Source organism: Mycolicibacterium flavescens (assembly GCF_001722335.1).
GTDB lineage: Bacteria > Actinomycetota > Actinomycetes > Mycobacteriales > Mycobacteriaceae > Mycobacterium > Mycobacterium flavescens.
On sequence record NZ_MIHA01000021.1, the window covers coordinates 22,130 to 45,156 of the forward strand.

Consider the following 23,027-nt stretch of genomic DNA (forward strand, 5'->3'; position numbering starts at 1 on the left):
ACTGCTTTCTCGTCCGATCTCCGGCCGGTACCACTGAGAACAGCCCACGCCGGGTGACTCAGTAGCGCGCGTCGAAACGCGCGCCGATTGCGGTAGGCCGCTACTGAGGTCCTCGTCGTGACTCCGAGTGAGGATTCCTGTTGCAGTGGTTGTTGCGTCGAGAGAGCCCAGACGAGCGGAGGCGGCAACGATGAAGCTACTCACACCGATGGCGCCGCGGGTGATTGCGGGACGCACGATCGACATCAGCCGAGGCATGTCGCACGGGTTGGTGCGTGTCAATCTCAGCGATCCCGTCTTCTTCGATCATCCGCTCGACCACGTGCCCGGCATGCTGCCGGCGACGGCTGTTCTCGAACTGGCAGAACATGATTCGATGCTCATGCAGGACAGCGTGACCTACCGTCTCACCTTCACCAGGTTCTGTGAACTCGACGCTCCGATACAGGTGGCGGCCATCCGGGAAGCCGGCGGAACATACCGGATCGAGGTCACCCAGTCCGGGCGCGATGTCGCGACGGGGTCACTGAGGTCACGTGAAAGGCAGCTGTGCACAGAGCATGTCGCCGTGCCCGCGCTCGAGGCCGGGCCCATCTCCAGTGAACTGGTGCATCGCGCCGACACCCGCAACGTCGCGATCGGGCCGCTGACGGTCGACGGCGGGCGGGTCTGGGCTCGGATACGCGAGCAGGACGCCATCGATGGATTACCGCCGCGGGTCGGCGCTGTCGCGTCCCTTCTGGAGGCGGCCCGCCAGCTCGCCACTGTGATTCTGCACAGGTGGGGTGAGCACCCGTTCGGGACGAAGATGATCTTCGTCGGGTTCACCGCGGAGGTAGCCACGGCAGTGCCGCGAAGTGGTGAGGCGCGGGCGGTGTCGTGGCAGAGCACGCCGCCCGAACAGACGTGCAAGCTACGCATCGACGTGCACTCGGTGGGTGATCACGCGATCGAGGTCGGTTCGATTCTCATCGCGACCCGGTGTGTCGACGGAGATGAGTATGCGCGGCTACGGGCCGGCTGATCGGCTTACCACCCGCTTGCTCCGCGCGCTGTTGGTGTCGACAGCGGGTGCTCTCGTCGGTGCCCTGGCGGTCCATGCGATCGGCGGGCGCTTCGCCGCGGCGGCGTTCGTCGGCGCCTATCTCGGATGGCTGCTGTCAGAGGCACGAATCACGGCCGGCACACCGCGCGAGTCTGCCGCAGAGAACCGCACCCTCGTCCCGTATGCGGCGGCGCGCATCGCGACGGCTCTTGCGGCCGCATACGCTTCGCCGGCCGTCTCCGGGAGGGCCGGTGTCGTGCTGGCCGGCGTATTCCTCGCGGGTGTGGCACTGCGCGCGTGGGCGATCCACGAACTCGGCGCCGCGTATTCACACCGGGTCACCCCGATCTCCGAAGGCGGCGTCGTCGGCTCCGGCCCGTACCGTGTGCTGCGCCATCCCGCCTATGCCGGGATGCTGCTGGCCAACATCGGCTTCGTCGGTTACTTCGCCAGCCCGGCGAGCGTTGCGGCATTGGCGCTGCTCGCAGCGGCGGTTCTCTGGCGCATCAGGGTCGAGGAAGGGCTCCTCCGCCGGTCATCCGAATACCGCGAATTCGCAAGCGTCCGAAGCCGGATCGTACCGGGAGTGTGGTGATGATCAAGATTGTCGATGCGCCGGCCGAACTGGCCGACGCCAGCCTGGTGGGCCACAAGTTCGCGCGTCAGCAACGGTTACGTGATGCCGGGGTCCGGGTTCCGCCGTTCTTCTGTGTCGTCGTCGAGTCACCATGGGCTGCCATCGCCGACGTGGTGCCCCCGTTTCCGGGGGTCGGCGCCGGTATCGAGCGATTGACCGCATGGGCCGAGGCTGCCCGCAGCGCTGCCGAACTCGTGCCTCTGGCGCCGGAAACCCAAACCGCGATCCTGATGAAGGGCATCGACCTCGGCCTGCGTGACGTCGCGGTCCGCGCCTGCGTCGTCGGACGCGACGGGCACCTGGGTGAAGACGACGCCGCCGACGCCTTCGCGGGGCTGACCGACAGCTACCTCTACGTCAGCGCCAACGCGGTGATCAACCGGATCGCGGCCTGCGCCGCGTCAGTCTTCAGCGTCGAATCGGTGCTCTACCGCGCGCGACGCGGGATCGACCCAAGCGTTCTCGGCGTGTGCGTGGGCATCCAACAGATGGTCGATGGGCGAAGCTCATTCGTTGCGTTCACCCATGACCCGGTGACCGGGCTGCGGGGGACGAACGTCGCGGCGGTTCACGGTATCGGAGAAGGCGTGGTGGCCGAGCGCGCCGACATCGACCACTTCTTCGTGCGCTCGGGTGGAATCGAGAAGCGAATCACGCACAAACAACGCATGCTGTGCCGGGCACCCACCGGAGGCGTGGCCGAGTATCGGGTGCCCGATCGCCTCGCCGACGAACCCGTGCTCTCCGATGCTCAGATCGAGCAGATCGTGACTCTGGCGGACACCGCGGAACGACTCTTCGGCGGTCCCCAGGACCTCGAAGGCGTCATCACCGCCGACTCGGCGGTCCATTTGGTGCAGGCGCGACCTGCGGTGCGAAGCCGGGAGGCCGGCCGGCCCGTCGAGTGGACGAACCACAATCTGACCGAGAGCTTTCCGGGTGTGACGACAGCCATGACCTACTCCCACGCACGAGCGTTCTACCGCATGAGCTTTCGCGACTTCTACCGCATCGTCGGCGTTCCGGATTGCCAACTGCGCAGTCGTGAGCACCAGCTTCGTCGCATGGTGGGATACCTCGACGGTCGCCTCTACTACCGCCTCGACGCGTGGTATGCGCTGCACAGCCAGATGCCCGGTTGGGACGTCGTGCGCCCGTTGTGGGAGCGGTCGCTCGGGTTGCAGACAGACGGTGCTGACCTTCATTCGGCGCTCGACCGTGGTGCCGGGCTACGACTCCTCGCGCTGTTGCCGAGGCTGGCGTGGGTGGCCGTCCGGTTCCCCCGGCAGCTACGAAACTTCCTGGCCTGGTGGGATGGCCGGCATCTGGCCGGCACGAACTTCGAGCATCTGGCGGCCGACGATATCGTCGCCGTCTATCGAAAAGTGTGGGCGGAGGCCGAGTGCCGTTGGGGCGTCACGATTCTGGCCAGCTATCTGGGTCTTGCCGTTTACGCCGCATCGATAGTGCTGGCCCGGCGCTGGACCCATACAGCCGATGTCAACCCCGCTGCGCTGTTGCCTGGAGGGCCGCCGAACCGGACATTGGAGTCGGTGCACTCCACGGTGGCGCTCGCCGAGCAGATCAACGCCATACCAGGTCTGTCCGAGCGCGTGCTGACCGGCGACGCAGGGGACACGTGGCGGCAGCTCGAGGGTGGTCGCTACGGCAGCAAGTTGGCCGCCGATGTCACCACGCACCTTCGGAGATTCGGCGATCGTGCGATGAGCGACCTCAAGATCGAGGAACCGACACCGCGTCAAAGACCCGAGATGCTCATCGAGTCGTTACGGCCGTTCGTGGCGGCGGGAACGACGATGCAGCAGATCGCTTCCCAAGAGCGGTCCGCGGAGCGAGGAGCGCTCGACGAGCTACGACGGATCTGCCCGTCCAGATCCCGGCGTGCCGTCTTGAAGGTCGCGCTGCGCGCCGCACGGTTTCTTGCCAGGGCCCGCGAGGACACCCGGTTCTGCCGAACCCAGCTGTACGGCCTCTCGCGGGAGGCCATGAGCCGCCTGGGGGCGGATCTGGCCGCTGCCGGAGGGCTCGACTCACCCGACGACTACGTTCACCTGGAAGCCGAGGAGCTGCTCGGCGCCTTCGACGGAACGTGCACGGTCGGCGATCTCCGCGGCTTGGCACGAGCACGGAAGGAAGCCTTCCTGCAATCATGCAGTCGCCCCGCGCTGGCGCCCCGCTTCGTGACCGCGACGCAGCCCATCGGTGTCGGCGACCTTCGTCGCGGCGCGGCGAATACACCGTCGACCGGCGGTTCCAGCACCGTGCTGTCGGGCCTGCCGTCGAGCGCCGGGATCGCCCGTGCACAAGCGAAATTGGTGCTGCACCCTGATGTGCGGGCCGACGATTGCGCGGGACGCGTTCTCGTCGCCCTCGAGACGGACCCCGGCTGGCTGCCGCTGATGCTCAACGCCGCGGGACTCGTCGCCGAGCGGGGCAGCATGTTGTCCCACACCGCGATAACCGGTCGCATGCTCGGGGTTCCCACCGTAGTGGCGGTTTCCGGGGCGACGAGCACCATTGCCGACGGCGACGAGATCGAAATCGACGGCCGTTGCGGCACCGTCCGCATCTTTCACGGGCACCGATGATGTGTCCACTTCCCGAACCCGGACCGGGTACGTCACTGCCCCGAGAGTACGTCGACATGTTTCGCGCGTGCCCGACGGTTGACGTCGACTTGCCGGACGGCACGGCCGCCGTCGCCGTAGCGCGCCAATCCGATGTCCGCACCGTATTGAGCGATGACCGGTTCAGCCGCGCGCAGTTCCGAATGCGCACGCCGAGCGCCGGTTCGGACTTCGGGTTGGTCAACGTGGATCCGCCGCTGCACACGGTTCGGCGCCGTCTCCTCCGCGGCTGGCTGACGATGCGAAGCGCGCAACAAGCGCGCCCGCGCATCGAACTTGTCGCCAACGGACTCGTCGACGATCTGCTGGAAAAAGGGCCGCCCGCAGACATCTACGCGCAGTTCTGCCACCCCTTCCCGACCCTTGTCCACATGGACCTGCTCGGCCTGGACGTCGCTGATCTGCCGTATCTCGCACCCCGGCTGGCGGTTGCCTGGTCGTCTGACCGGTACCACGGCGACGAAGCTGCTAATCAACTGCGCGAGTATCTCGCAAGCCAGATAGCTCGTGCGCGGCGCGCGGGCGCCGCCGGCGGGCTGATCGCTGCACTGGCGCGGCAGGATCCCGCGAGCGGGCTCACAGACCCGGAAATCGTGGCGCTCAGCATGGGTCTGCTGATGGCCGGCGCTGAGACGACGGGAAGCCACCTCGCGCTGAGCCTTGTCGAGATACTCGAACGGCCCGGGCTGGCAGACGAGCTTCGCCATAATCCCGGCGCCATCCCATCCGCCGTCGAAGAACTGCTCCGCTGGGTGTGGTTCGACGGCAGGGCTGGCGGTCCGGGAAAGCCGCACGTCGCTACCGCGGACGTCGAACTGCACGACCGCCTGATTTCGAAGGGTCAGGTCGTCATCCCCCTGGTCGATGTCGCCAATCGCGACCCCGACGTCTTCGCCGACCCCGACGACTTCTGTCCGCACCGATACCCGAATCCGCATCTCGGGTTCGGCCACGGCCGGCACCAGTGCATCGGAATGGCTTTCGCGCGGGTCGAACTCCAAGTTGCACTGCAGGTCGTGCTGTCTCGACTGGACGGGATGGCGCTGGTTCCTGGCGCTCGAATCAACTGGCGCACAGGTATCTTCACGCGCGGCGTGTCGGATCTACCGGTAACGTGGCGAAGAGGCGGGCAATGATCACCGCGGAGCGCATGTCACGTTTCGTGGCCGACCGATATCCGCCGGTCTCCGCGAGCGCGTATGCCGTTGCGTTCGGTATCGGAGGAATCGGCCTGTTCGCGGCTCTGGGCGGGGAGCGGATTCCGGCCGGCGCGATACCCATGTTGGGGGTCGTCGCCGTGACCGTATTCGCCGACCTGCTGATCCTGCGTGTCCTCGACGACGTCCGCGACAGCGACTACGACCGGATTGCCAACCCACACCGCTGCGTGGCGTCCGGGGCCGTCACACATCGCGACTTGTCCACCCTGTGCGCGCTGTGCGTCACAGTGCTCGTCGTCGCGAATCTGTGCCTTCTCGAGGGGTTGTTTGTCCTCGTTGTCCAACTTCTCTATGCCGGTGCACTGTTGGCTGCCGCGCAGCGGTTCCCGGTCACCCGCGGCGATAACCTGGTCGTCAACTTGGCTCTGGGTATTCCGGTTCAACTACTGCTGTACATATACCTGCTCGTGGCGTTCGCCGACATCCGGGGCCAGTCGCCGACCGTAGTCGTCGGGGGGCTCGGAGTTCTGATCATCACGCTGTGCGCGGGCCAGGTCGAGTTCGGCAAGAAGCTTGTCCGGCAGCCCGAGCCGGGCGAACGGAGTTACGTCAAGTCGATTGGTTACCACGCGACGGCGTTGATGACCTTCGGCACTGGGCCGCTCGCCGCCGCACTGTTCGCGATCGCTGCCCCCGTTTCTCCGCTCGCCAAGGTGGTTGTCGCATTGCCTGCGGTCGGTGTAGCCGGCATGGGTATCAAGTACATCGGTAACAACGACAACAGATGGCCGGCAGCGGTGTCAGCGCTCGGCCTGATGGGCACGCTGGTCGCCTTCGCCGTCGTCGGAACGGTCGGCTAGTCGGAACTCCGGATAGAGCGAAACCGTCTCGTCGATGAGTTCGGCGAGATCAGTGACACATCGCGAGTCACCACCGAACGACGCGAGCGATTCGTGAGCGGTACGGACCATAGGCCGGATCGCCTCTGCGTAGCCCGAAACCATGTCCGGCGCCACCATCGCTTGTTTCAGTTCAGCCCGCGCCGCCTCCGACGTGCGCGCTTGCCGATGAAGGCCGATCAATTCCGCGCGCCGGGCAGGCGACACCGTGCGAAGGAGGTGAACGAGCAGATAGGTCGCGGTGCCGTTTCGCAGATCCTCGTCGCGCCCGGTGATCAGGTCCCGCTGGTCGTTGACCAGTTGACGAAGCACTCCGAACTTTCTCCCGAACGAGCGCCAGGCGTCGACTCGGTCGGCGTCGCACTCCGCGAGGTGGGCACCGAGCGCGGCGGCCATCCCGTAGGGCCCACCGGTCTTGCCCTCGTAGCTGCGCAGTACATCGTCGAGAGTAGCGGTCTCCGCATCCAGCACCAGGTCGGTCAACTGCCCGCTCAATGCGGCGACAGAGCCGCTCCCGTACTCGGTGATGAGTCGAAACCGAACGCTGTCCGACACAATCAGGTCGCCGAATATGATCTGCGGCAGACGATTACCCACCGCGATCGCGGTCATCAACCCGCAGTTGAGTTCCGTGGGATCGGCCTGAGTGAGTTGCGCAGTATCGATCACGTCGTCCACATACCGCGCCGCCGCCCACCACAGTGTGTGCACGAGCGCCAAGGGTGTCGCGCACATCGGCGCCGCGGTCTCGACGCCGAACACGAGCACCGGCAGCATGGCGATGCCGTTGATGCTGGGCGTGCTGCCGTCCAACGGAATCCTGGTCCGGAACTTGCTGACGAACGCCCCCATCGCGCATTCGCCCGGTGAACTGCTGGCCGACAACCGTTCGGTCATCACCGAGGCTTGTGCTGCGACTTCGGCCAGCACGCGTTGCCGTGGTTGCAGTCTGTATGTCTGGGTTTCCACAGTCCCTCCTCATGCGGTGGCGTTCCACCGCTCAGCCGGCCGCCAACCGCGCCCTCAGTTGACGCACGGTCAATTGAGAGGGGCGACGTGCCCCGCCCACGAGAAGGTGGGCGGGTCGCCGTCGCCAACGAGGCGCCCACCAATTCGCGCTACCCAACAGCGTCATCGCGGCGGGCATGAGTACCGCACGGATAAGTGTGGCGTCGAACAGGATCGCCAGCGTCACCCCCACACCGAGCAACTTCACGAAAGAAACCGCAGACGTGGCCATCGCGATGAACACGACCGACATGATCAATGCGGCTGCAGTGACCACGGGCCCGACGCGCTGCAGCCCGAACATGACCGCGCGGTTGGTGTCGCCGTGCGTGCGGTACTCCTCGGTGATGCGCGACAGCAGGAAGACCTCGTAGTCCATGGACAGTCCGAATGCGAGGCAGATGATGAGGATCGGCACCGGAGTGGCCAGTGCCCCGGTGACAGCGAACTCTCCGACCAGCCACCTGAGGTGACCCTCCTGGAAGATGAACACCATCGCGCCGAGAGTCGCACACAAGCTGACCACGTTGAGTAGCAATGCTTTCACCGGCAGGACGACGCTTCTGGTGAACGCGAACAGGACCCCGAACATCGCCACCACCATCAGCGCCGCGGCCAAGGGAACCCGGTCGAACAAGGCGTTCTTGGCGTCGAGGTTCTCTGCGGTGAGTCCGCCGACGTACACGGCGCCGGGGGCGGGGGTCTGGCGTACCTGACCGAGCAGCAGGTGGGCCGCGTCGCTGTAAGGGTCGACGTCTGGCAGCAACCGTAGATAGGCGTGCTCGGTGTCGAGTACGGGACCTCCGCCGATCCGTTGTCCGTCGACATAGCTCGTAAGACCCAGCTTCACAGCCACGACGTGCGGCAACTGCGACAGCGTCGCGGCGTACCTGTCCAATTGACCCTCGCCCGCGAAACCTTCGACGACCACATCCATCGCCGCAGTCGCTTGTGCCGGAAACTGGGAGCGGACAACGTCGCCGACACTTCGGCTTTCGATCGTCGCCGGCAGCGACCGGTCATCCGAGAAGCTCAAGCGGATGCTACTGAAAGGTGCCGCGAGCAAGAGCGCCAGAAGCAGCACCGCGGACCCCATCAGGATCGGCCTGCGCATGACCAGTCGTGAACTGCGGAACCAGAATCCGTCTTCCTCGGTCCGATCGGCCGGTACGCGACGCCTGAACCGCTTCGGGACCACCCGACGCACGTCGATCGAGTCGATCCGTGGGCCCAGAAGTCGCAGCAAGGCGGGCAGGACAACCAGCGCGCACATGGTCGCGAGCAGTATCACCCCGATACACGCGTAAGCGATCGAACGCAGAAACATCATCGGGAAGACAAGCAGCGCGAGCACCGACAGCGCCACCGCAGCGGCGGAGAACACGACCGTGCGGCCCGCGGTTCGAACCGATGCGGTGATCGCATCATCGAGAGATTGAGTCCGAGTGCGCTCCTCGCGGAACCTGGTCAGCACCAGAAGGGTGTAGTCGATCGCCAGAGCCAGACCGAGGATCGTTGTCACGTTCAGCGCATAGTTCGAGACCGGGGTGAGCGCCGACAGCAAGGCCAGGAGGCCGAGCGAACCCACGATCGACAGCACCCCGATCACGAGCGGCAGGCTGGCCGCGACGAGACTGCCGAACACCAGCGTCATCAGCACCAGGATCACCGGCAGCGCAATCGCTTCGCTGACCGCCAGGTCGTGGTTGAGCTGATCGGTCACATCGTCGTAGCTGACTGCCTCACCGCCGAGCTCGAGTTTCAGCGGACCGCGCTCGGTGTCACGATAGGTTGCGATGAGATGTCTGGCCGTCGCCGCGAATTCGCGCTCATCGCCTTCGACGTGCGCCACGATCAGCGCCCTCGTACCGTCGTTGCTGCGGAGCAATTCGGAGCGGTCTGGCCCCCAGTACGAGCTGACTGTCGTGATTGCGGGCGCGGCGGCCAGCTCGCGCGTGAGCGCCTCGCCGGCGGCCACCGCAACGGGGTCGTCGACAGACCGACCGCGGGTGTCGGTCGCCAGAATTACCAGGTTGGGTTTGCCGACGTGAAAACGCTGCTCAAGCGCAGCGGCGGCGCGCTGCGCTTCGGAGGAACCGCTGTAGAAGCCGCCGCCTGCCAGCCGCTCTGTGATCCCCGCGCCGAATCCGAGCGCGGCGATCATGAGTACCAAGGTCGCAGCGAGAACCGTCTTCGGCCGAGTTACGGCCAGCCGCGCGAGCCGCTCCAGCATCACCACCGCAGCCGTCCTTCCCGCCGTAGCCGGGATGAAGAAGCCTGACAGTTGAATCCTCAGGCGCGGTCGGTGCGGCGAACGCAGTGCCGCGCTACTGCATTTGTGGTCCCGTCCGGGCGCGGCACTACTTAGTCTCCGACGCACGCGATCTTCGCTGTGCAAATGTGGCTACCCCAACGCCGGGCGCAGAGCCGGCCGATCAGCCTCGACCACCGGCTCGTCGAGGATCTGTTCGACCCTCACGGTCGGCAGATCACGGATGGGCCCGATCGGAGTGGACGGTGACCCCGCACTCTCGGCCGGCGGAGCGACGCAGACATCTGACGCCGCGGACCACAGGCCGCCGCTTTTGAAGCAGCACCATTTCTGGTTCTCTTCCTCCTGGGCGATCGGTTCGCTCTCACTCCCGTCGATGCCGTGAAGCATTCGTGTGCACGAGTCGTACTCCTCGATATCCCAAACCTGCTCGGCAGCCGCCACGGAGGGGAAGGTGACCGCGGCGGCCGCGACAGCGGCGAGAATCCACCCGGTGCGGGCCAGGTCGTAGCGCTTTGTACTCATATCGTGTCCTCCAATCGACGGCTTCGATCGTGCGCTGTCGCCCGGCGATTCGTAATGCCGTCCGGGGCTAGATTCCGGCCCGCAGAACGGCAGAGTTTCCTGTCCGTCCGGCAACCCGACCAGCGATGGTTGAGCCGACCCAGGCTCAAAGGGAATGATGTGGGGATGGGAATACTGGGACGCAAGACCGGGGACCTGCGCGTCTACCTCGGCGCGGCGCCCGGTGTCGGCAAAACCTACTCGATGCTCGCCGAGGCGCACCGCCGTCTCGAGCGCGGCACCGACGTGGTCGCCGCGGTCGTCGACACGCACGGACGCCGCAAGGTCGGCCAGCAGCTGATGGGCATCGAGGTCATCCCGCCCCGCACCACGGTTCAGGATCGCACGCAATACCAGGAGATCGACGTACCCGCGATCATGCAGCGCCGCCCCAAGGTCGTGCTCGTCGACGACTTCGCGCACACCAACGCCCCGGGCAGCAAGAACAAGAAGCGCTGGCAGGACGTCGAGGAACTCCTCAACGCCGGCATCACCGTGATCACCACGGTCAACATCCAGAACCTGGAGAGCGTTTCCGAACTGGCCTTCCAGATCACCGGCGTCGAAGAACCCGATCGCATCCCCGACGAAGTGGTACGCGCGGCCGACCAGATCGAGCTGGTCGACATCACCCCGGAAGCGTTGCGGCGCAGACTCGCTCACGGCAACGTCTACCCGCCCGAACGCATCGACGCCGCGCTGTCCAACTACTTCCGCGCCGAAAACCTCACCGCGCTGAGGCAATTGACGCTGCTGTGGTTGGCCGACCAGGTCGACGCCGCGCTGGCCAAGTACCGCTCCGACAAGAAGATCAGCGAACGGTGGGGCCCGCGCGAACGCGTCGTCGTCGGCGTCACCGGCGGCCCCGAATCCGAAGTGCTGGTGCGACGGGCGTCGCGGATCGCCTCCCGCACCGGTGCCGACCTGCGTGTCGTCTACGTCGTCGACGGCGGTGGTCTCACCGCGATCTCCGACCAGCAGAAGAAGACGCTGCGCGATCTGGCGGCCAGCCTGGGCGCCACCATGCACACCGTCGTCGGCGACGACGTCGCCTCGTCGCTGATCGCCTACGCCCGCGACGTGAACGCCACGCAGTTGGTCGTCGGAACCTCACGGCGATCGCGGCTGTCGCGGATGTTCGAGGAGGGCATCAGCGAAGCCGTGGTGCAGCAGTCCGGCGGTCTCGACGTCCACATGGTCACCCACGACCAGGCCGCCGGTGGTTTCTCGTGGTCCCTGCGCTCGCCCCGTCAGCGTCGAATCACGTCATGGCTTGCCGCGGTTGCGATTCCGGCCGCTGCGGGTGGGCTGTCCCTGCTGCTGCCGGATGACTTCTTGCGCGTCGGCGGCTCGGGTGCGCTGTTCTTCGTCGGGGTGCTGTGCACCGCAGTCCTCGGTGGGCTCGGGCCCGCGCTGCTGGCCGCGGTGCTGTCCGCCGCGCTGATCACCTACTTCCTGGTGGCGCCGACGAACGCGTTCGCGATCCACGACACCGCCAGCGCCGTCGGGTCGGCGGTGCTGCTGCTCGTCGCCCTCGGCTTCGCCGCGCTCGTCGACCGCGCCTCCTACCGGGTCCGCGAAGCGCGCCAGGCCACCGGGGAAGCGGCGCTGCTGGCGATGTTCGCCGACGGTGTCCTGCAGGACGGCGACCTCGACCAGCTGCTGGAACGGGTCCGCGAAACCTACAACCAGCGCGCGGTGAGCCTGGTCCGCAGCCAGACCGGCGACATCGTCGCCTACGCCGGCTCGGACCCCTGCGCGGAGGTCGGTGACGCCGACACCCCGGTGGAGATCGGCGACGACGAGTACTGGCTGCTGCTGTCCGGGCCGCCGCTGACCACACGCGACCGCCGCGTCCTCAGCGGCGTCGGACGCCAGGCCGTCAACCTGGTCAAGCAGCGCGAGTTGGTCGAAGCCGGCAGGGCCAAGGTCGCCGGGCAGTCGGAGAAGCTGCGGCAGGAGCTGCTCACGGCGGTCAGCCACGACCTGCGCTCACCGCTGGCGGCCGCCAAGGTGGCGATGTCGCGCATCCGCAACAGCGACGTCGACGCCTCCGCGGAACTGCTGGCCACGGTCGAGGAGTCGGTCGATCAGCTGACCTCGCTGGTGGCCAACCTGCTGGACTCCGCACGCCTGGCCGCCGGGGCGGTCCGCGCGGAGATGTGTCGTGTCGAGCTCGAACCCGTCGTCCAGCGCGCGCTGCTCGGAATCGGCGGCGAGTCAGACGAATTCGCCCGACCGGGCAGCGAGCGGGTCAAGGTCGAGATCGACTGCGACGCGGTGCTGGCCGACAGCGAACTGCTCGAGCGCGTGATGGCCAACCTGATCGACAACTCACTGCGCTACGCCGAGGGAAGCCTGGTGCGGGTGACCGCGGGGCAGGTCGGTCAGCGGGTGCTCATCGCGGTCGTCGACGAGGGGCCGGGCATCCCGCGGGGCAGCGAGCAGCAGGTGTTCGCCGCGTTCCAGCGGCTCAGCGACGACGACACGATCGGACTCGGTCTCGGACTGTCGGTCGCCTCGGGTTTCGTCGAGGCGATGGGCGGCACGATCTCGGCCTCCGACACCCCGGGCGGCGGGCTGACCGTCGAGATCGACCTGCAGGCACCGCCCACCTGAGCCGAATTGACGGCGCCGTGAAAACCCGGGTGGGCGCGGGGGCGGTCGGGCAAACTGACCGGATGAGCATCGCGACCGTCGTGACCACCACCCTGGTGCCGTTCGCCTCGGTGGTGTCCACGGCGACCGTCGCGATCTGGACCAAGCGCCTGGACACCAGAAGCAAACGCGAAGAACGCATGCACGCTTTGGTCCTCGACTACGAGAGACGAGCGGGCGAGGACAAGAAGGCCGCGTTGAAGACGTTGATCTCCGCGACCCTGCACGTCAAGCGCGGCGCAGAACTGCGCGCCGGGGCCGAAGTCACCGAGGAAACCACCGCCCAACGACGGATCGACGCCCTGCGAGAGTTGTACGAATTCCGCGCGCGGCTCGGCCTGGACGACGGCATCGCCGAGCTGATGATCTACGCCTCAGCACCCGTGCGTGAGCTCACCGACCTGGTGCTCGACGAGTGGGACCGCCAGTTCCGCGAGCACGGCTACTCGATGACCCAGCTGGACGCCTGCAAACGGCAACTCCTCAAGACCGCCGCCGAGACCCCGGCCGACGATTCGGCGATCCTCAGCGGCGAGGAGAAGTGGTGCGCGCTCAAAGAGGAAGAACACCTGTGGCTCAAGCGACTTGGTGACGGGTCGGACCTCGACGTCGATGCACTGCTGGACCTGTGCAACCGGGTCCTGAAGGCCGCCCACATGGACCTGCGCGGCGGCTACGGGATCGCGACCGAGTAGTCAGCGGTACTCCGGCGGCGCGGGCTCGGGCAGATCCCACGTGGAGTAGGTGTAGCGCTGTTCGGGCCGGTCGGCCGCGCCGAGCATGAACGCCCGGTGGTAGCGGCCGGCACGCGCTATCGAGGCCAGCCAGGTGACGACGGTGCTGATGCGGTTGCTCACCCCGGTCAGGAACGCGATGTGGATCAGCCCCCACGCCGCCCACCCCAGATACCCAGACAGCCGGATCGGGCCGACCTGCAGCAGCGCGTTGCCGTGGGATATGTAGGCCGCCGAGCCGAGATCGCGGTAGCGGTACGGCCGTCGCGGCTGCCCGGCCAGATCGCGGCGGATACAGGCGGCCGCGTGCAGGCCGCCCTGCATGGCGTTCTCGGCGACACCCGGGAGCCGGTCCCGCCCGACCAGGTCGCCGATGACGAAGATCTCGGGGTGCCCGGGGACGGTGAGGTCCGGCTCGACCTGGATGCGCCCGCCGCGGTCGGTCGACGCGCCCAGCACCTCGGCCACGTGACGCGCGAACGGGACGGCTTCCACGCCGGCCGTCCACAGCACCGTCCGGGTCTCGAACTGCTGTTGGGCCCCGCCCTGCTTGGCGGTGACCGTGACGCCGTCGCGGCGCACATCGGTGACGTGCACACCGAAATGCATCTCGACACCCAGTTCGGTCAACTTCTCGCCGGCCTTCGCCGAGAGGTCGGGCGCGAAGCTCTTCAGCACCCGGTCGCCGCCGTCGAACAACAGCACCCGCGCCTCTTCCGGCTGGATGCTGTGGAACTCATTGTTCAGCGTGAGGGTGGCGACTTCGCGGATCTGCCCGGCCAATTCGACCCCGGTGGGCCCGCCGCCGGCGACCGCGAAGGTCAGCCAGCTCGTGCGTTCCGGACCCGGCGGCAGGGTCTCGGCGATCTCGAACGCGGTGAAGATGCGCTGCCGGATCTCGAGCGCGTCGTCGAGCGTCTTCATCCCCGGCGCCCAGTGCGCGAACTCCTCGTGACCCAGATACGACTGCCGCATGCCCGCCGCCAGTACCAGGACGTCGTAGTCAACGACGAACGTGGTCTCGTCGGGGCGCAGCACGGTGACGGTCCGGGCGTCCGGGTCCAGTTCGTTCGCCTCTCCGAGCAGCGTTCTGATGTTGGAGTGGCGGGCGAACTCTTCGCGCAACGGACGGCTGATGTGTCCGATGCTGAGCTTGCCGGTCGCGCACTGGTAGAGCAGCGGCTGGAACAGGTGCTCTGCGGACCGGTCGAGCAGCGTGACGTCGACGTCGACCTTCGCCAGTCGGCGCGCGCAGAACAGGCCGCCGAATCCTCCGCCGATGATCAGTACTTTGCGTCGTTGCGAGCTCATCACCTCACCGTATTACCCGCTGCGCTGTTCGCGAAGCATGGCTGAGGGTGGCTACGAAGCGGTCCGCACCATGTAGACCCGCGCGTCTGCGCGGGTCTACACGGTGACCTCAATTACTCCTCGCCGCTTGGCGTTCCGGGATCGTCCTTCGGCGAATCGCCGAGGTTGCCGTTCTGCGTGGCGCCTTCACCGCCGTCCGGCGCAGCGATGTTCTCGGTCGAAGGCGTCTGCGGACCGACTCCACCGCCGGAGTTGGCATCGGGCGATCCGGTGCCCTTCTGATTCTTCGACGGTGTGAAGTTGGGCGATGACCGCACGACGTTCTGCGTCGGCGCCGGACCTGTCTGTTCGCCGGAATTCGCCTGTGCCGCAGGGGGTGTCAGATTCTTCGACGGTTCCTGGCCCGAGGCGGTCGGCGTCGTCGCCGGCGCGGAATCAAGCTGCCCCTGGTCGTCGTCGCGCACCGTCACGGTGAGCGTCCGCCCGTTCGGGATGGAAGTGATCGAGTTCTCCGCGGATGTGTCGTTCCCGAGGTTCTCGCCGCCCGTTGTCTGGAACGTCTCAGCTTCCTGAGGTTGCACAGCGCCACGGATCACGGCATTGATCTGTTGGGTGACCGCCCACGCGCTGTTGCGCAGGTTCTCCACGAGCGCATCCGCTCCACCGAATGGCGCGGGCAGCGCATCGCGCAACCCGTACAGCGCCGGGTCGGCCACCCACAGCGGGCCGTCGACGATGTTCTCGATGATGTCCAGCGCCTGGTCGGTGTCGCCTTGCGCGACCGCGGCCGCCAACTGGAGGACACCGATGGGTGTCAGCACAGCCGACTGCGCCAACCGCAGCCCCGTCGCGACGACACCCTGGGCGATGCGGGCGAATCCGTCGATCGGCCCACCCACCGGGGCGTAGGGAACCGGGCCCGGCTGCTGCGCGGCCAACAGTGTGCCGTCGATGAAGTTCTGCAGCACCCCAGCCGGATCCGCGATCGCGGCGTTGATCTCCTCGGTGGCCAGCCAGATCTGGTTGCGGAAGTTCTCGATCGCGCCGCCCGGGCCGCCCAACGGTGCGGGCAGGGCGTCGCGCAGTCCGTAGAACGCGGGGTCGACCGCCCACAGCGGGCCGTCGACGATGTTCTCGATCGCGGCGAGCATCCTGGCGGTGTCGCCCTCGATGAACGCGCTGGCCACCTCGAAGAAGCCCAACGGTGTCAGGATGAATGCGGAGCCCACGCGTAGGCCGGTGGCGGTGAATCCCTGGCCGATTCGTGACAGACCGTCGAGCGGTCCGTCCGTCGGTGTGTAGGGCACCGGACTGGAGGCCGAGAAGGCCGCCAACGTGCCCTCGATGAATTCGCGCAGTGCGTCGACAGGGTCCGCGCCTTGCAGCAATGCAAAGGCCTGGGCGCTGTCGATCGGAACACTGGTGGACCCCACGTCCGCGCGCAGGCTCACCTCCGGTGAGCGACTCGCCTCGTAGGAGTCCTCTGGTAGCGGTGCGATTCCGCTTGCGCCGATCACTCCGGCCCCGATGAGGGCAACCCCCGCGGTCACGCACGACTTGGTAGTGGCTTTCATGTACATCCTCCCCGAAAGTTTTCCTAGCCAGCCAGCAATCTACGCCTATGACAAAAAGATTGAAAGAGGTAAGACTCAGCATCTTTATGGCGAAGAGCCCCGCAAGGCTTGCGGTGGACTCCACGTCGGTAGCGAGCCGACTGGGCGGCCCTGAACTCGGCGCCTTCGCGGTGAATCCGACAGACGGTTGAAAACACCTCTGAAATGCGATTTGGACGCGGGCCACGGTCGTCATGTCGGCTGTGGCGGCGCTGAAACGCAGCGGACCGGTCGGCTCCGACTCTTGCCAAGGCCTGTCGAAACCGCGGCCGCAGTGCTTGATGTGCAAACTGGACCCGACGAGCTGCGACGACACACCTCCTAGGTCCGGCAAACTGTTGTCATGATCTTGATCTACCTGCTGTGACCCGCGCGTTTGCATCAGTGGTAAACGGGTGACGAGCGTCCTCCGCCTGCCGCCCGGGCGGAGTGCTCCTCGGCCGAGTTGTTAGCTGGATCGCCGCCCCAGGCGGCCCGGAAGCACCGCAGACCGGGGCCGACGCAGGTGTCGGCGCCGGCTTCGTAAACCTCACCGCAACATCGGCGCAACACCGCGTCGGTAGCTTCGGCCGGACCGAACTACCGGAGGTCATGTGATGAGTGAGTCGTTCGCGCGCGACGCCGCCGAGACGATCAGCAGAGGAATCGGCCGACGCGACTTCGTCCGGGCCGTTGCCGCGGTCGGCGCGGGGGCCGGCATCGCCACCACCCTCGGCGCCTGCACAACCAAGGACACCCCGCAGGCCGCCGGAGCGACAACGGATTTCGACGTTCTGCAGCCCGGTCAGGGGGAGATCACCGGGGACCACTATCTGCAGTCGGATCCCGACCAGGTGCTGTGGGGCTACGTGCCCACCGTGCACGCCGCGGCGGTGATGCGGATGAAATCCGGGCAGACGGTCACCATCGACACGGTCTCGCACGAGGGGATCCTCGAAGACCAGGGACGCAACCCCGTCGAGTACTTCGCCGCCGAGGGCGTCGACGAGGGCGACGTGCTACAGGACGCGATCGCCGTGGCCGCCGATTACCGTCGCACGCACCGCAACTTCGACAAGGACGGTCCGCACGTGGTGACCGGGCCGGTCTTCGTCGAAGGCGCCCAGCCCGGAGATGTCCTGAAAATTGAGACACTGCAGGCGATCCCGCGCGTCCCGTACGGTGTGGTCTCGAGCCGCCACGGCAAAGGAGCGCTGGGGTGCAAGGCCGACGGCACCCCGCCCGCGGGTATCACGCTCGACGAGGTCATGCCGCCCGTCGCCACCGACGGCAGACCCAGCGCGAACCCGACGCAGTACGGCAACGTCTCCACGTTCACCGCCGTCGAGGACGGCCACGGCGTGATGTCCTACGGCGACGCGCGGGTGCGGTTCCCGCTCGCGCCGTTCATGGGCATGATGGGCGTCGCGTACTCGCAGGACCGCGAAATGACTGCGGCGTCGGCGAACTCGATCCCGCCGACACTCGGCGGGGGCAACATCGACATCCGCCTACTCGGCGAGGGCTCGACGCTGTATCTGCCGGTCTTCGCCGAAGGCGCGCTGTTCTACGTCGGCGATCCGCACATGGCGATGGGCGACGGCGAGGCCGCACTGACCGCGATGGAGGGGTCGCTGCGCGGCACGTACCGGCTGACCGTGTGCAAGCCGGGATCCGGGGACGCGCCGTCGGTGGCCTACGCCTACCCGTTCGCCGAGACCGGTGACGCCTGGGTGCCGATCGGGCTGTCGGATCCGGACGGTTCGATCGGGGAACAGGGCAGCGATCTGGGGATCGCGATGCGACGGGCCGTCGTCAACGCGCTGGACTTCCTCGAGACCGATCAGGGCATGGACCGGGCGACCGCCTACGCGTATCTGTCGGCCACCTCGAACTTCACGATCTCGCAGGTCGTCGACCGCACGGTCGGGGTGCACGGCCAGATCTTCAAGTCTCACTTCGCGGCCTGAGCTATCCGAGGGCCAGCACGGCGCGCAGGAACTCGCGGGTGCGTTCGTGCTCGGGCGCGGTGAAGATCTTCTCGGGCGGGCCGTGCTCGATTACCGTGCCCGCGTTGAGCATCATGACGCGGTCGGAGACGTCGCGGGCGAAGCTCATCTCGTGGGTGACGCACAGGAACGTGATGTCGGTGGTGCTCGCGATGTCCTTCAGCAGCGCGAGCACATCGGCCACCAGTTCGGGGTCCAGCGCCGAAGTCACCTCGTCGAGCAGCAGCACGTCGGGTTGCATCGCCAGGGCGCGCGCGATCGCGACCCGCTGCTGCTGGCCACCCGACAACTGCGACGGGTGGCTGTCGGCCCTGTCGGCCAGACCCACCAGCGCCAGCAGGTCGTCGGCCCGGCTTTCGGCTTCCCCGCGGGACAGCCCCAGCGAATGGATCGGCGCCTCGGTGATGTTGCGTCGCACCCGCATGTTGGGAAACAGGTTGAACTGCTGGAACACCATCCCGACCCGCTTACGCAGCCGCCGCTGGTGTTTCTCGTCGGCGGGCACCTCGCGGCCGCGGCGCGTCATGTGGCTCAGGCACTCCCCGCCGATGTAGATGCGGCCCGCGCTGACCTGCTCGAGCGTCATCAGCAGCCGCAGGATCGTCGTCTTGCCGCAGCCGCTGGGCCCGATGAGCGTGACGAATTCCCCTGGTGCGACGCTGAAGTCAAGGCAGTCGAGCACCACGTCGTCACCGAAGCGCTTGACCACCTGGTCGAACCGGATCATCTCAGTGGGCGTATCGGACACGTCGCTCCATCCATCGGACGAGTAGGGAAGCCGCATAGCTGAGCACGAGGAACAGCACACCGGCGATGGTGATCGGCTCGACGTAGCGGAACGCCCGCGAGCCGAGTTGGTTCGCCACGCCGACGATGTCGAGGACCCCGATCATCAACAGCAGCGGGGTCTCCTTGAGCATGGAGATCGTGTAGTTGCCGAGCGCGGGCAGCACCCGCGGCACGGCCTGGGGGAGGATCACCGCCGTCCAGGTCCGCACCCGCGGCAGGCTCAGCGCGACGGCGGCGTCCCACTGCCCCCGCGGGACCGCCTCGATGCCGGCGCGGTACACCTCGGCGGTGTAGGTGGCGTAGTGCAGACCCAGGGCGATCACCCCGGTGGTCAGCGGATCGAACTGCACGCCGAAGTCGGGCAGCACGAAAAAGAAGAAGAAGATCTGAACCAGAAGCGGTGTGCTGCGGACGAACTCGACGAACCCCCAGGTCGCCGTGCGCACCAGCGTGAACCGCGAGCGGCGGAGCAGCGCGAGCACCAGGCCCAGCGCGTACGCCACCAGCGAACCGAGCACGGTGGCCACCAACGTGATACGCAGCCCGTTGATCGCGATGTCCGGGAACACGTCCCAGGCGTACTGCCAGTCCCAGACCACGGTCAGCGCACCCCGCGGCCCAGCATCGACATCAGCCCGCGGCGCGGCTGCGGGGTACGCCCCACCATCGCGGCGGCGCGGCGCTCCAGCCACCGCATGGCGGCGGTGATGCACACCGCCAACGCCAGGTAGAACAGCAGCACGATGGTCCAGATGGTGGCGGCCTCGGAGATGAACCGGTCGATGAGGACTTCACGCGCCTGATAGGTCATCTCGTGCACGGTGATGATCGTCAGAAGCGAACTGCCCTTGAGTAGCTGGATGAACAGGTTGTTGAACGGCGGCACCATCTCCACCATCGCCTGCGGCAGGATCACCCGCATCATCCGCTGTCGCGGACTCAGGCTCAGCGCGATGGCACCTTCGTACTGCGCCCGCGGCACCGACTGCACCGCGCCGCGCACGATCTCCGCTCCGTAGGCGCCGAAGTTCAGCCCCAGCACCGCGATACCGGCGGCCAACGGCACGATCTGGTAGCCGACGAGGACCGGCAGCACGAAGTAGATCCACATCAGCTGGACGACTTCCGATGTCCCGCGCCAGATCTCGACGTAAACCCGGGCCAGTGCACGCACCAGCCGCCACCGCGACAGCATCGCCAGCCCGGCCACGAACGACAGCACGGTGGCCAGCAGGATGCCGCCGACGGTCGCCTGGACCGTCAGAAGCAGTCCTTCGGAGATGGTCTCGACGAACAGCCCGACATTGTCGAACATCGGCTCGACCTAGCTGGGCTCCGCCTCGCACAGTTGCTGGGTGGTCACGTCTTCGGGCGGCACGTTGTCCTCGGTGAAGCCGAACGGTTCGACAATGCGCAACCAGTCGCCGCTGGTGTGCAGATCCTTGAGTTTGGCGTTGAACTCCTCGACCAGTTCGTCGTCGCCCTTGCGGAACACGAAGCCGCCGGCCTGGATCTGTTCCTTGCCGTCGACGACGGGCACGAAGCCCTCGGTCACCTGAAGCGGCACCCCGGGATTGTCGGCGAGCATGCGGCGCAACGAGATATCGGTCAGGGCGCCGGCGTAGGCGCGGCCGTCCAGAAGTGCCTGCAGCATCTCCGGCTGCCCCTGGTACGGCTGGATGAGGTTGGCCGGGATGCCCAGTGACTGTGCGACGGCTTCCTCGACGGTGCCCGACAGCACGGCCAGCGGCAGGCCCTTGGCCTTGATGTCGTCGAAGGTGTTGACGTTCTGCGGATTGCCTTGCGGCACGAGCATCGCGGTCGGGGTGACGTAGTCGACGGCCGAGAACTGGGCGTTGGCACAGCGGTTCGGCAGGATCGCCATCCCGGCGGCCACCATGTCGTACTGGCCGGCGTTCAGTGCGGGGATGAGCTGGCTGAACTCGACCTGGGTGGCGTCGACGTTGTCGATGCCCATCGCGGCGAACACGGCCTTGGCGACCTCGGGCGCCTCGCCGGTGACCTCGCCGTTCTCGGTGTACCCGTAGGGCACCTCACCGGCGATTCCGATTTTCACGGTGCCGGCGTCGCGTAACCGTTGCAGCGTGCCGCCTTCGCCCGCCTCCGGCACTTGCGAACATCCCGCGAGTGTCGCCGCCCCGAGGGCGAGCGCCGCGGTCGTCGCACCGAACCTGATGAGTTTCCGTCGTATCCAGCTGGCCATGACCAATCCCTTTTCGTATCCACGTGTTCGCACAGATGACAGCGTCGGTGTACTGAACGTATGTGTAATGCGCGATCGGGTCAAAGGTCCGGCAGCAACTGGCACGTCGCGGACGCCGTTTTGTGACAGGGTGATACGCGCCAGTCGAGAGGGAACCGTCAACAGTGAGGCCGCAGCCGCCGTCCGAGCCCATGCAGGGCGCGGTGCTGGTCTGCGTGACCGCGATGGCCGCCGGCGTCGTCATCGGTTTCGTCGGCGGCGCGTTCCGCTGGTGCCTGCAGAAGGCGGAGGTGCTGCGGATCGACTTCGTCGACTGGACTCACCGTCTGGCGGGCCCGGGTTGGCTGCTTCCCATCGCCGCGGCCGCTGCAGGCGCGACGCTCGCCGCGCTGGTCGTGCGCTGGATGCCGCTCGCGGCGGGCAGCGGTATCCAGCATGTGGAGGCGGTGTTCAAGGGTCACGCGCGTTCACCGCAATTTCGGTTGTTGCCCGCCAAGTTCGTCGGGGGAGTACTGGCGATCGGCTCCGGGTTGGTGCTGGGCCGCGAGGGGCCGACCGTGCACATGGGCGCGGCGATCGGCGCGGAGGCCGCGCGCCGGGCCCGCGTCCCGGACTCCGATGCGAGGATGCTCCAGTCGGCGCTCGGCGGTGCCGGGCTCGCGGTCGCGTTCAACGCGCCGATCGGCGGCGCCCTGTTCACGCTGGAGGAGGTCGCCAAGTCATTCCGGCTGTTGACCGTGCTGGCGACGATCCTGGCGACCGCCACCGCTGTCGGGTGCTCGCGGCTCGTCATCGGTGACCAACCGGACTTCGATGTCGCGGCCCTCGAGTCGCCCTCGCTGTCCTGGCTTCCGTTGTTCATCGTGTTCGGTCTGCTGACCGGCGTGCTCGGGGTGCTCTACAACCGCGTCGTCCTCGGGTTCCTGGACCGCGTCGGCGCAGTGCGCCGCGTGCCGACCATCGTGAAGGCCGCCGTGATCGGCGCGATCATCGGGTTCGTGGCCTTCGTCGACCCGCTCGCCGTGGGTGGCGGTGACACCCTGACCCAGATGCTGCTCGGCGGGGACAGCCTGGTGCTTCCGGTGGTGGCGGGGTTGCTTGTGCTGCGGTTCTTCGCCGGGCCGCTGTCGTATGCCGCCGCGGTGCCGGGCGGCCTGTTCGCGCCGCTGCTGGCGCTGGGCACGCTGTGGGGGGTGTTGTTCGTCGGCGGGTTCGACGCGGTGTGGCCGGGCAGCGCATCGTCTCTGGCGCTGCCGATGGCGATCGTAGGGATGGCGGCGTTCTTCGCGGCGACGGTCCGCGCGCCGCTCACCGCGCTGGTGTTGGTGATCGAGATGACCGCGACGACGACGGTGGCCGTGCCGATGCTCGGCGGTGTCGCCGCCGCGGTCCTGGTCGCCGAACTGCTGAGGGCCCCGCCGATCTACGACAGCCTGCGCGAACGCATGGCCACCGACCGCGACGGTGCGGCGTGAGC

18 protein-coding genes are annotated in these 23,027 nt (G+C 67.1%); 9 read left to right on the top strand and 9 right to left on the bottom strand.

Features of this window, described 5'->3' with window-relative positions; translation table 11 throughout:
- The first annotated feature begins 190 nt into the window (after positions 1–190).
- Genes BHQ18_RS23175 through BHQ18_RS23195 form a run of 5 tightly spaced genes read left to right on the top strand, consistent with a single transcriptional unit; the run spans position 191 to position 6,350 of the window.
- Complete coding sequence (locus BHQ18_RS23175) at positions 191–1,024, top strand: hotdog family protein (protein WP_131815726.1); 834 nt, start codon at positions 191–193, stop codon at positions 1,022–1,024.
- Complete coding sequence (locus tag BHQ18_RS23180) at positions 1,002–1,640, top strand: methyltransferase family protein (RefSeq protein WP_069416003.1); 639 nt, start codon at positions 1,002–1,004, stop codon at positions 1,638–1,640. The genes BHQ18_RS23175 and BHQ18_RS23180 overlap by 23 nt, the downstream gene beginning before the upstream one ends.
- A complete protein-coding gene (locus tag BHQ18_RS23185) occupies positions 1,640–4,291 on the top strand; it encodes a PEP/pyruvate-binding domain-containing protein (RefSeq protein WP_165614596.1) in 2,652 nt (883 codons plus the stop codon). Before BHQ18_RS23180 ends, BHQ18_RS23185 begins: the two co-directional genes overlap by 1 nt.
- A gap of 56 nt (positions 4,292–4,347) precedes the next feature.
- The gene (locus tag BHQ18_RS23190) at positions 4,348–5,466 is read left to right on the top strand and encodes a cytochrome P450 (RefSeq protein WP_069416005.1); all 1,119 of its coding nucleotides are present in this window, start codon (positions 4,348–4,350) and stop codon (positions 5,464–5,466) included.
- Positions 5,463–6,350 carry a UbiA prenyltransferase family protein gene (locus BHQ18_RS23195; protein ID WP_069416006.1) on the top strand — a complete coding sequence of 296 codons (888 nt, stop codon included), beginning with the start codon at positions 5,463–5,465 and terminating at the stop codon, positions 6,348–6,350. The genes BHQ18_RS23190 and BHQ18_RS23195 overlap by 4 nt, the downstream gene beginning before the upstream one ends.
- On the opposite strand, the gene BHQ18_RS23200 is transcribed toward BHQ18_RS23195, so the two are convergent.
- The 3 genes from BHQ18_RS23200 to BHQ18_RS23210 all read right to left on the bottom strand — a co-directional run bounded on the left by BHQ18_RS23200 (position 6,291) and on the right by BHQ18_RS23210 (position 10,194).
- Positions 6,291–7,358 carry a polyprenyl synthetase family protein gene (locus BHQ18_RS23200; protein WP_131815727.1) on the bottom strand — a complete coding sequence of 356 codons (1,068 nt, stop codon included), beginning with the start codon at positions 7,356–7,358 and terminating at the stop codon, positions 6,291–6,293. The genes BHQ18_RS23195 and BHQ18_RS23200 overlap by 60 nt on opposite strands.
- Positions 7,359–7,389: 31 nt before the next feature.
- A complete protein-coding gene (locus BHQ18_RS23205) occupies positions 7,390–9,630 on the bottom strand; it encodes an MMPL family transporter (protein ID WP_234794289.1) in 2,241 nt (746 codons plus the stop codon).
- Between the two features lie 171 nt (positions 9,631–9,801).
- The gene (locus BHQ18_RS23210; protein WP_069416009.1) at positions 9,802–10,194 is read right to left on the bottom strand and encodes a hypothetical protein; all 393 of its coding nucleotides are present in this window, start codon (positions 10,192–10,194) and stop codon (positions 9,802–9,804) included.
- 165 nt (positions 10,195–10,359) lie between these two features.
- On the opposite strand from BHQ18_RS23210, the gene BHQ18_RS23215 reads away from it, so the two are divergent.
- Both BHQ18_RS23215 and BHQ18_RS23220 read left to right on the top strand, forming a co-directional pair.
- Positions 10,360–12,852 carry a sensor histidine kinase gene (locus BHQ18_RS23215; RefSeq protein WP_069416010.1) on the top strand — a complete coding sequence of 831 codons (2,493 nt, stop codon included), beginning with the start codon at positions 10,360–10,362 and terminating at the stop codon, positions 12,850–12,852.
- A gap of 62 nt (positions 12,853–12,914) precedes the next feature.
- Complete coding sequence (locus BHQ18_RS23220) at positions 12,915–13,586, top strand: hypothetical protein (RefSeq protein WP_069416011.1); 672 nt, start codon at positions 12,915–12,917, stop codon at positions 13,584–13,586.
- Here BHQ18_RS23220 and BHQ18_RS23225 read toward each other — a convergent pair whose 3' ends face one another.
- Both BHQ18_RS23225 and BHQ18_RS23230 read right to left on the bottom strand, forming a co-directional pair.
- Positions 13,587–14,936: an NAD(P)/FAD-dependent oxidoreductase gene (locus BHQ18_RS23225; RefSeq protein WP_069416012.1), complete on the bottom strand. Its 1,350-nt coding sequence runs from the start codon at positions 14,934–14,936 to the stop codon at positions 13,587–13,589.
- A gap of 113 nt (positions 14,937–15,049) precedes the next feature.
- Positions 15,050–16,510, bottom strand: a complete 1,461-nt coding sequence (locus tag BHQ18_RS23230) for a hypothetical protein (protein ID WP_131815728.1) — start codon at positions 16,508–16,510, stop codon at positions 15,050–15,052.
- A gap of 635 nt (positions 16,511–17,145) precedes the next feature.
- Here BHQ18_RS23230 and BHQ18_RS23235 point away from each other — a divergent pair.
- Entirely contained in the window at positions 17,146–18,498 is a 1,353-nt protein-coding gene (locus BHQ18_RS23235; protein WP_069416014.1) for an acetamidase/formamidase family protein, read from the top strand.
- 1 nt (position 18,499) lies between these two features.
- On the opposite strand, the gene ehuA is transcribed toward BHQ18_RS23235, so the two are convergent.
- From ehuA to ehuB, 4 genes are read right to left on the bottom strand one after another with little or no spacing between them, the layout of a single operon-like run.
- Positions 18,500–19,264, bottom strand: coding sequence for an ectoine/hydroxyectoine ABC transporter ATP-binding protein EhuA (gene ehuA / locus BHQ18_RS23240; RefSeq protein WP_069416015.1), 765 nt, complete (start codon positions 19,262–19,264; stop codon positions 18,500–18,502).
- A 1-nt stretch (position 19,265) separates the two neighbouring features.
- Positions 19,266–19,931 carry an ectoine/hydroxyectoine ABC transporter permease subunit EhuD gene (gene ehuD, locus BHQ18_RS23245; RefSeq protein ID WP_109789391.1) on the bottom strand — a complete coding sequence of 222 codons (666 nt, stop codon included), beginning with the start codon at positions 19,929–19,931 and terminating at the stop codon, positions 19,266–19,268.
- Positions 19,928–20,641, bottom strand: a complete 714-nt coding sequence (ehuC, locus tag BHQ18_RS23250) for an ectoine/hydroxyectoine ABC transporter permease subunit EhuC (protein WP_069416017.1) — start codon at positions 20,639–20,641, stop codon at positions 19,928–19,930. Before ehuC ends, ehuD begins: the two co-directional genes overlap by 4 nt.
- Before the next feature lie 9 nt (positions 20,642–20,650).
- A complete protein-coding gene (gene ehuB, locus BHQ18_RS23255) occupies positions 20,651–21,550 on the bottom strand; it encodes an ectoine/hydroxyectoine ABC transporter substrate-binding protein EhuB (protein WP_069416018.1) in 900 nt (299 codons plus the stop codon).
- Between the two features lie 191 nt (positions 21,551–21,741).
- On the opposite strand from ehuB, the gene BHQ18_RS23260 reads away from it, so the two are divergent.
- Positions 21,742–23,025: a H(+)/Cl(-) exchange transporter ClcA gene (locus BHQ18_RS23260; protein ID WP_069416019.1), complete on the top strand. Its 1,284-nt coding sequence runs from the start codon at positions 21,742–21,744 to the stop codon at positions 23,023–23,025.
- Positions 23,026–23,027: the final 2 nt, after the last annotated feature.

Bases quoted from the DNA above. Each gene is read 5' to 3' on its own strand.
- BHQ18_RS23175 (WP_131815726.1), top strand. From the start codon at position 191: ATGAAGCTACTCACACCGATGGCGCCGCGGGTGATTGCGGGACGCACG.
- BHQ18_RS23180 (WP_069416003.1), top strand. From the start codon at position 1,002: ATGCGCGGCTACGGGCCGGCTGATCGGCTTACCACCCGCTTGCTCCGC.
- BHQ18_RS23185 (WP_165614596.1), top strand. From the start codon at position 1,640: ATGATCAAGATTGTCGATGCGCCGGCCGAACTGGCCGACGCCAGCCTG.
- BHQ18_RS23190 (WP_069416005.1), top strand. From the start codon at position 4,348: ATGTTTCGCGCGTGCCCGACGGTTGACGTCGACTTGCCGGACGGCACG.
- BHQ18_RS23195 (WP_069416006.1), top strand. From the start codon at position 5,463: ATGATCACCGCGGAGCGCATGTCACGTTTCGTGGCCGACCGATATCCG.
- BHQ18_RS23205 (WP_234794289.1), bottom strand. From the start codon at position 9,630: ATGCTGGAGCGGCTCGCGCGGCTGGCCGTAACTCGGCCGAAGACGGTT.
- BHQ18_RS23210 (WP_069416009.1), bottom strand. From the start codon at position 10,194: ATGAGTACAAAGCGCTACGACCTGGCCCGCACCGGGTGGATTCTCGCC.
- BHQ18_RS23215 (WP_069416010.1), top strand. From the start codon at position 10,360: ATGGGAATACTGGGACGCAAGACCGGGGACCTGCGCGTCTACCTCGGC.
- BHQ18_RS23220 (WP_069416011.1), top strand. From the start codon at position 12,915: ATGAGCATCGCGACCGTCGTGACCACCACCCTGGTGCCGTTCGCCTCG.
- BHQ18_RS23225 (WP_069416012.1), bottom strand. From the start codon at position 14,936: ATGAGCTCGCAACGACGCAAAGTACTGATCATCGGCGGAGGATTCGGC.
- BHQ18_RS23230 (WP_131815728.1), bottom strand. From the start codon at position 16,510: ATGAAAGCCACTACCAAGTCGTGCGTGACCGCGGGGGTTGCCCTCATC.
- BHQ18_RS23235 (WP_069416014.1), top strand. From the start codon at position 17,146: ATGAGTGAGTCGTTCGCGCGCGACGCCGCCGAGACGATCAGCAGAGGA.
- ehuA (WP_069416015.1), bottom strand. From the start codon at position 19,264: ATGATCCGGTTCGACCAGGTGGTCAAGCGCTTCGGTGACGACGTGGTG.
- ehuC (WP_069416017.1), bottom strand. From the start codon at position 20,641: ATGTTCGACAATGTCGGGCTGTTCGTCGAGACCATCTCCGAAGGACTG.
- ehuB (WP_069416018.1), bottom strand. From the start codon at position 21,550: ATGGCCAGCTGGATACGACGGAAACTCATCAGGTTCGGTGCGACGACC.
- BHQ18_RS23260 (WP_069416019.1), top strand. From the start codon at position 21,742: ATGCAGGGCGCGGTGCTGGTCTGCGTGACCGCGATGGCCGCCGGCGTC.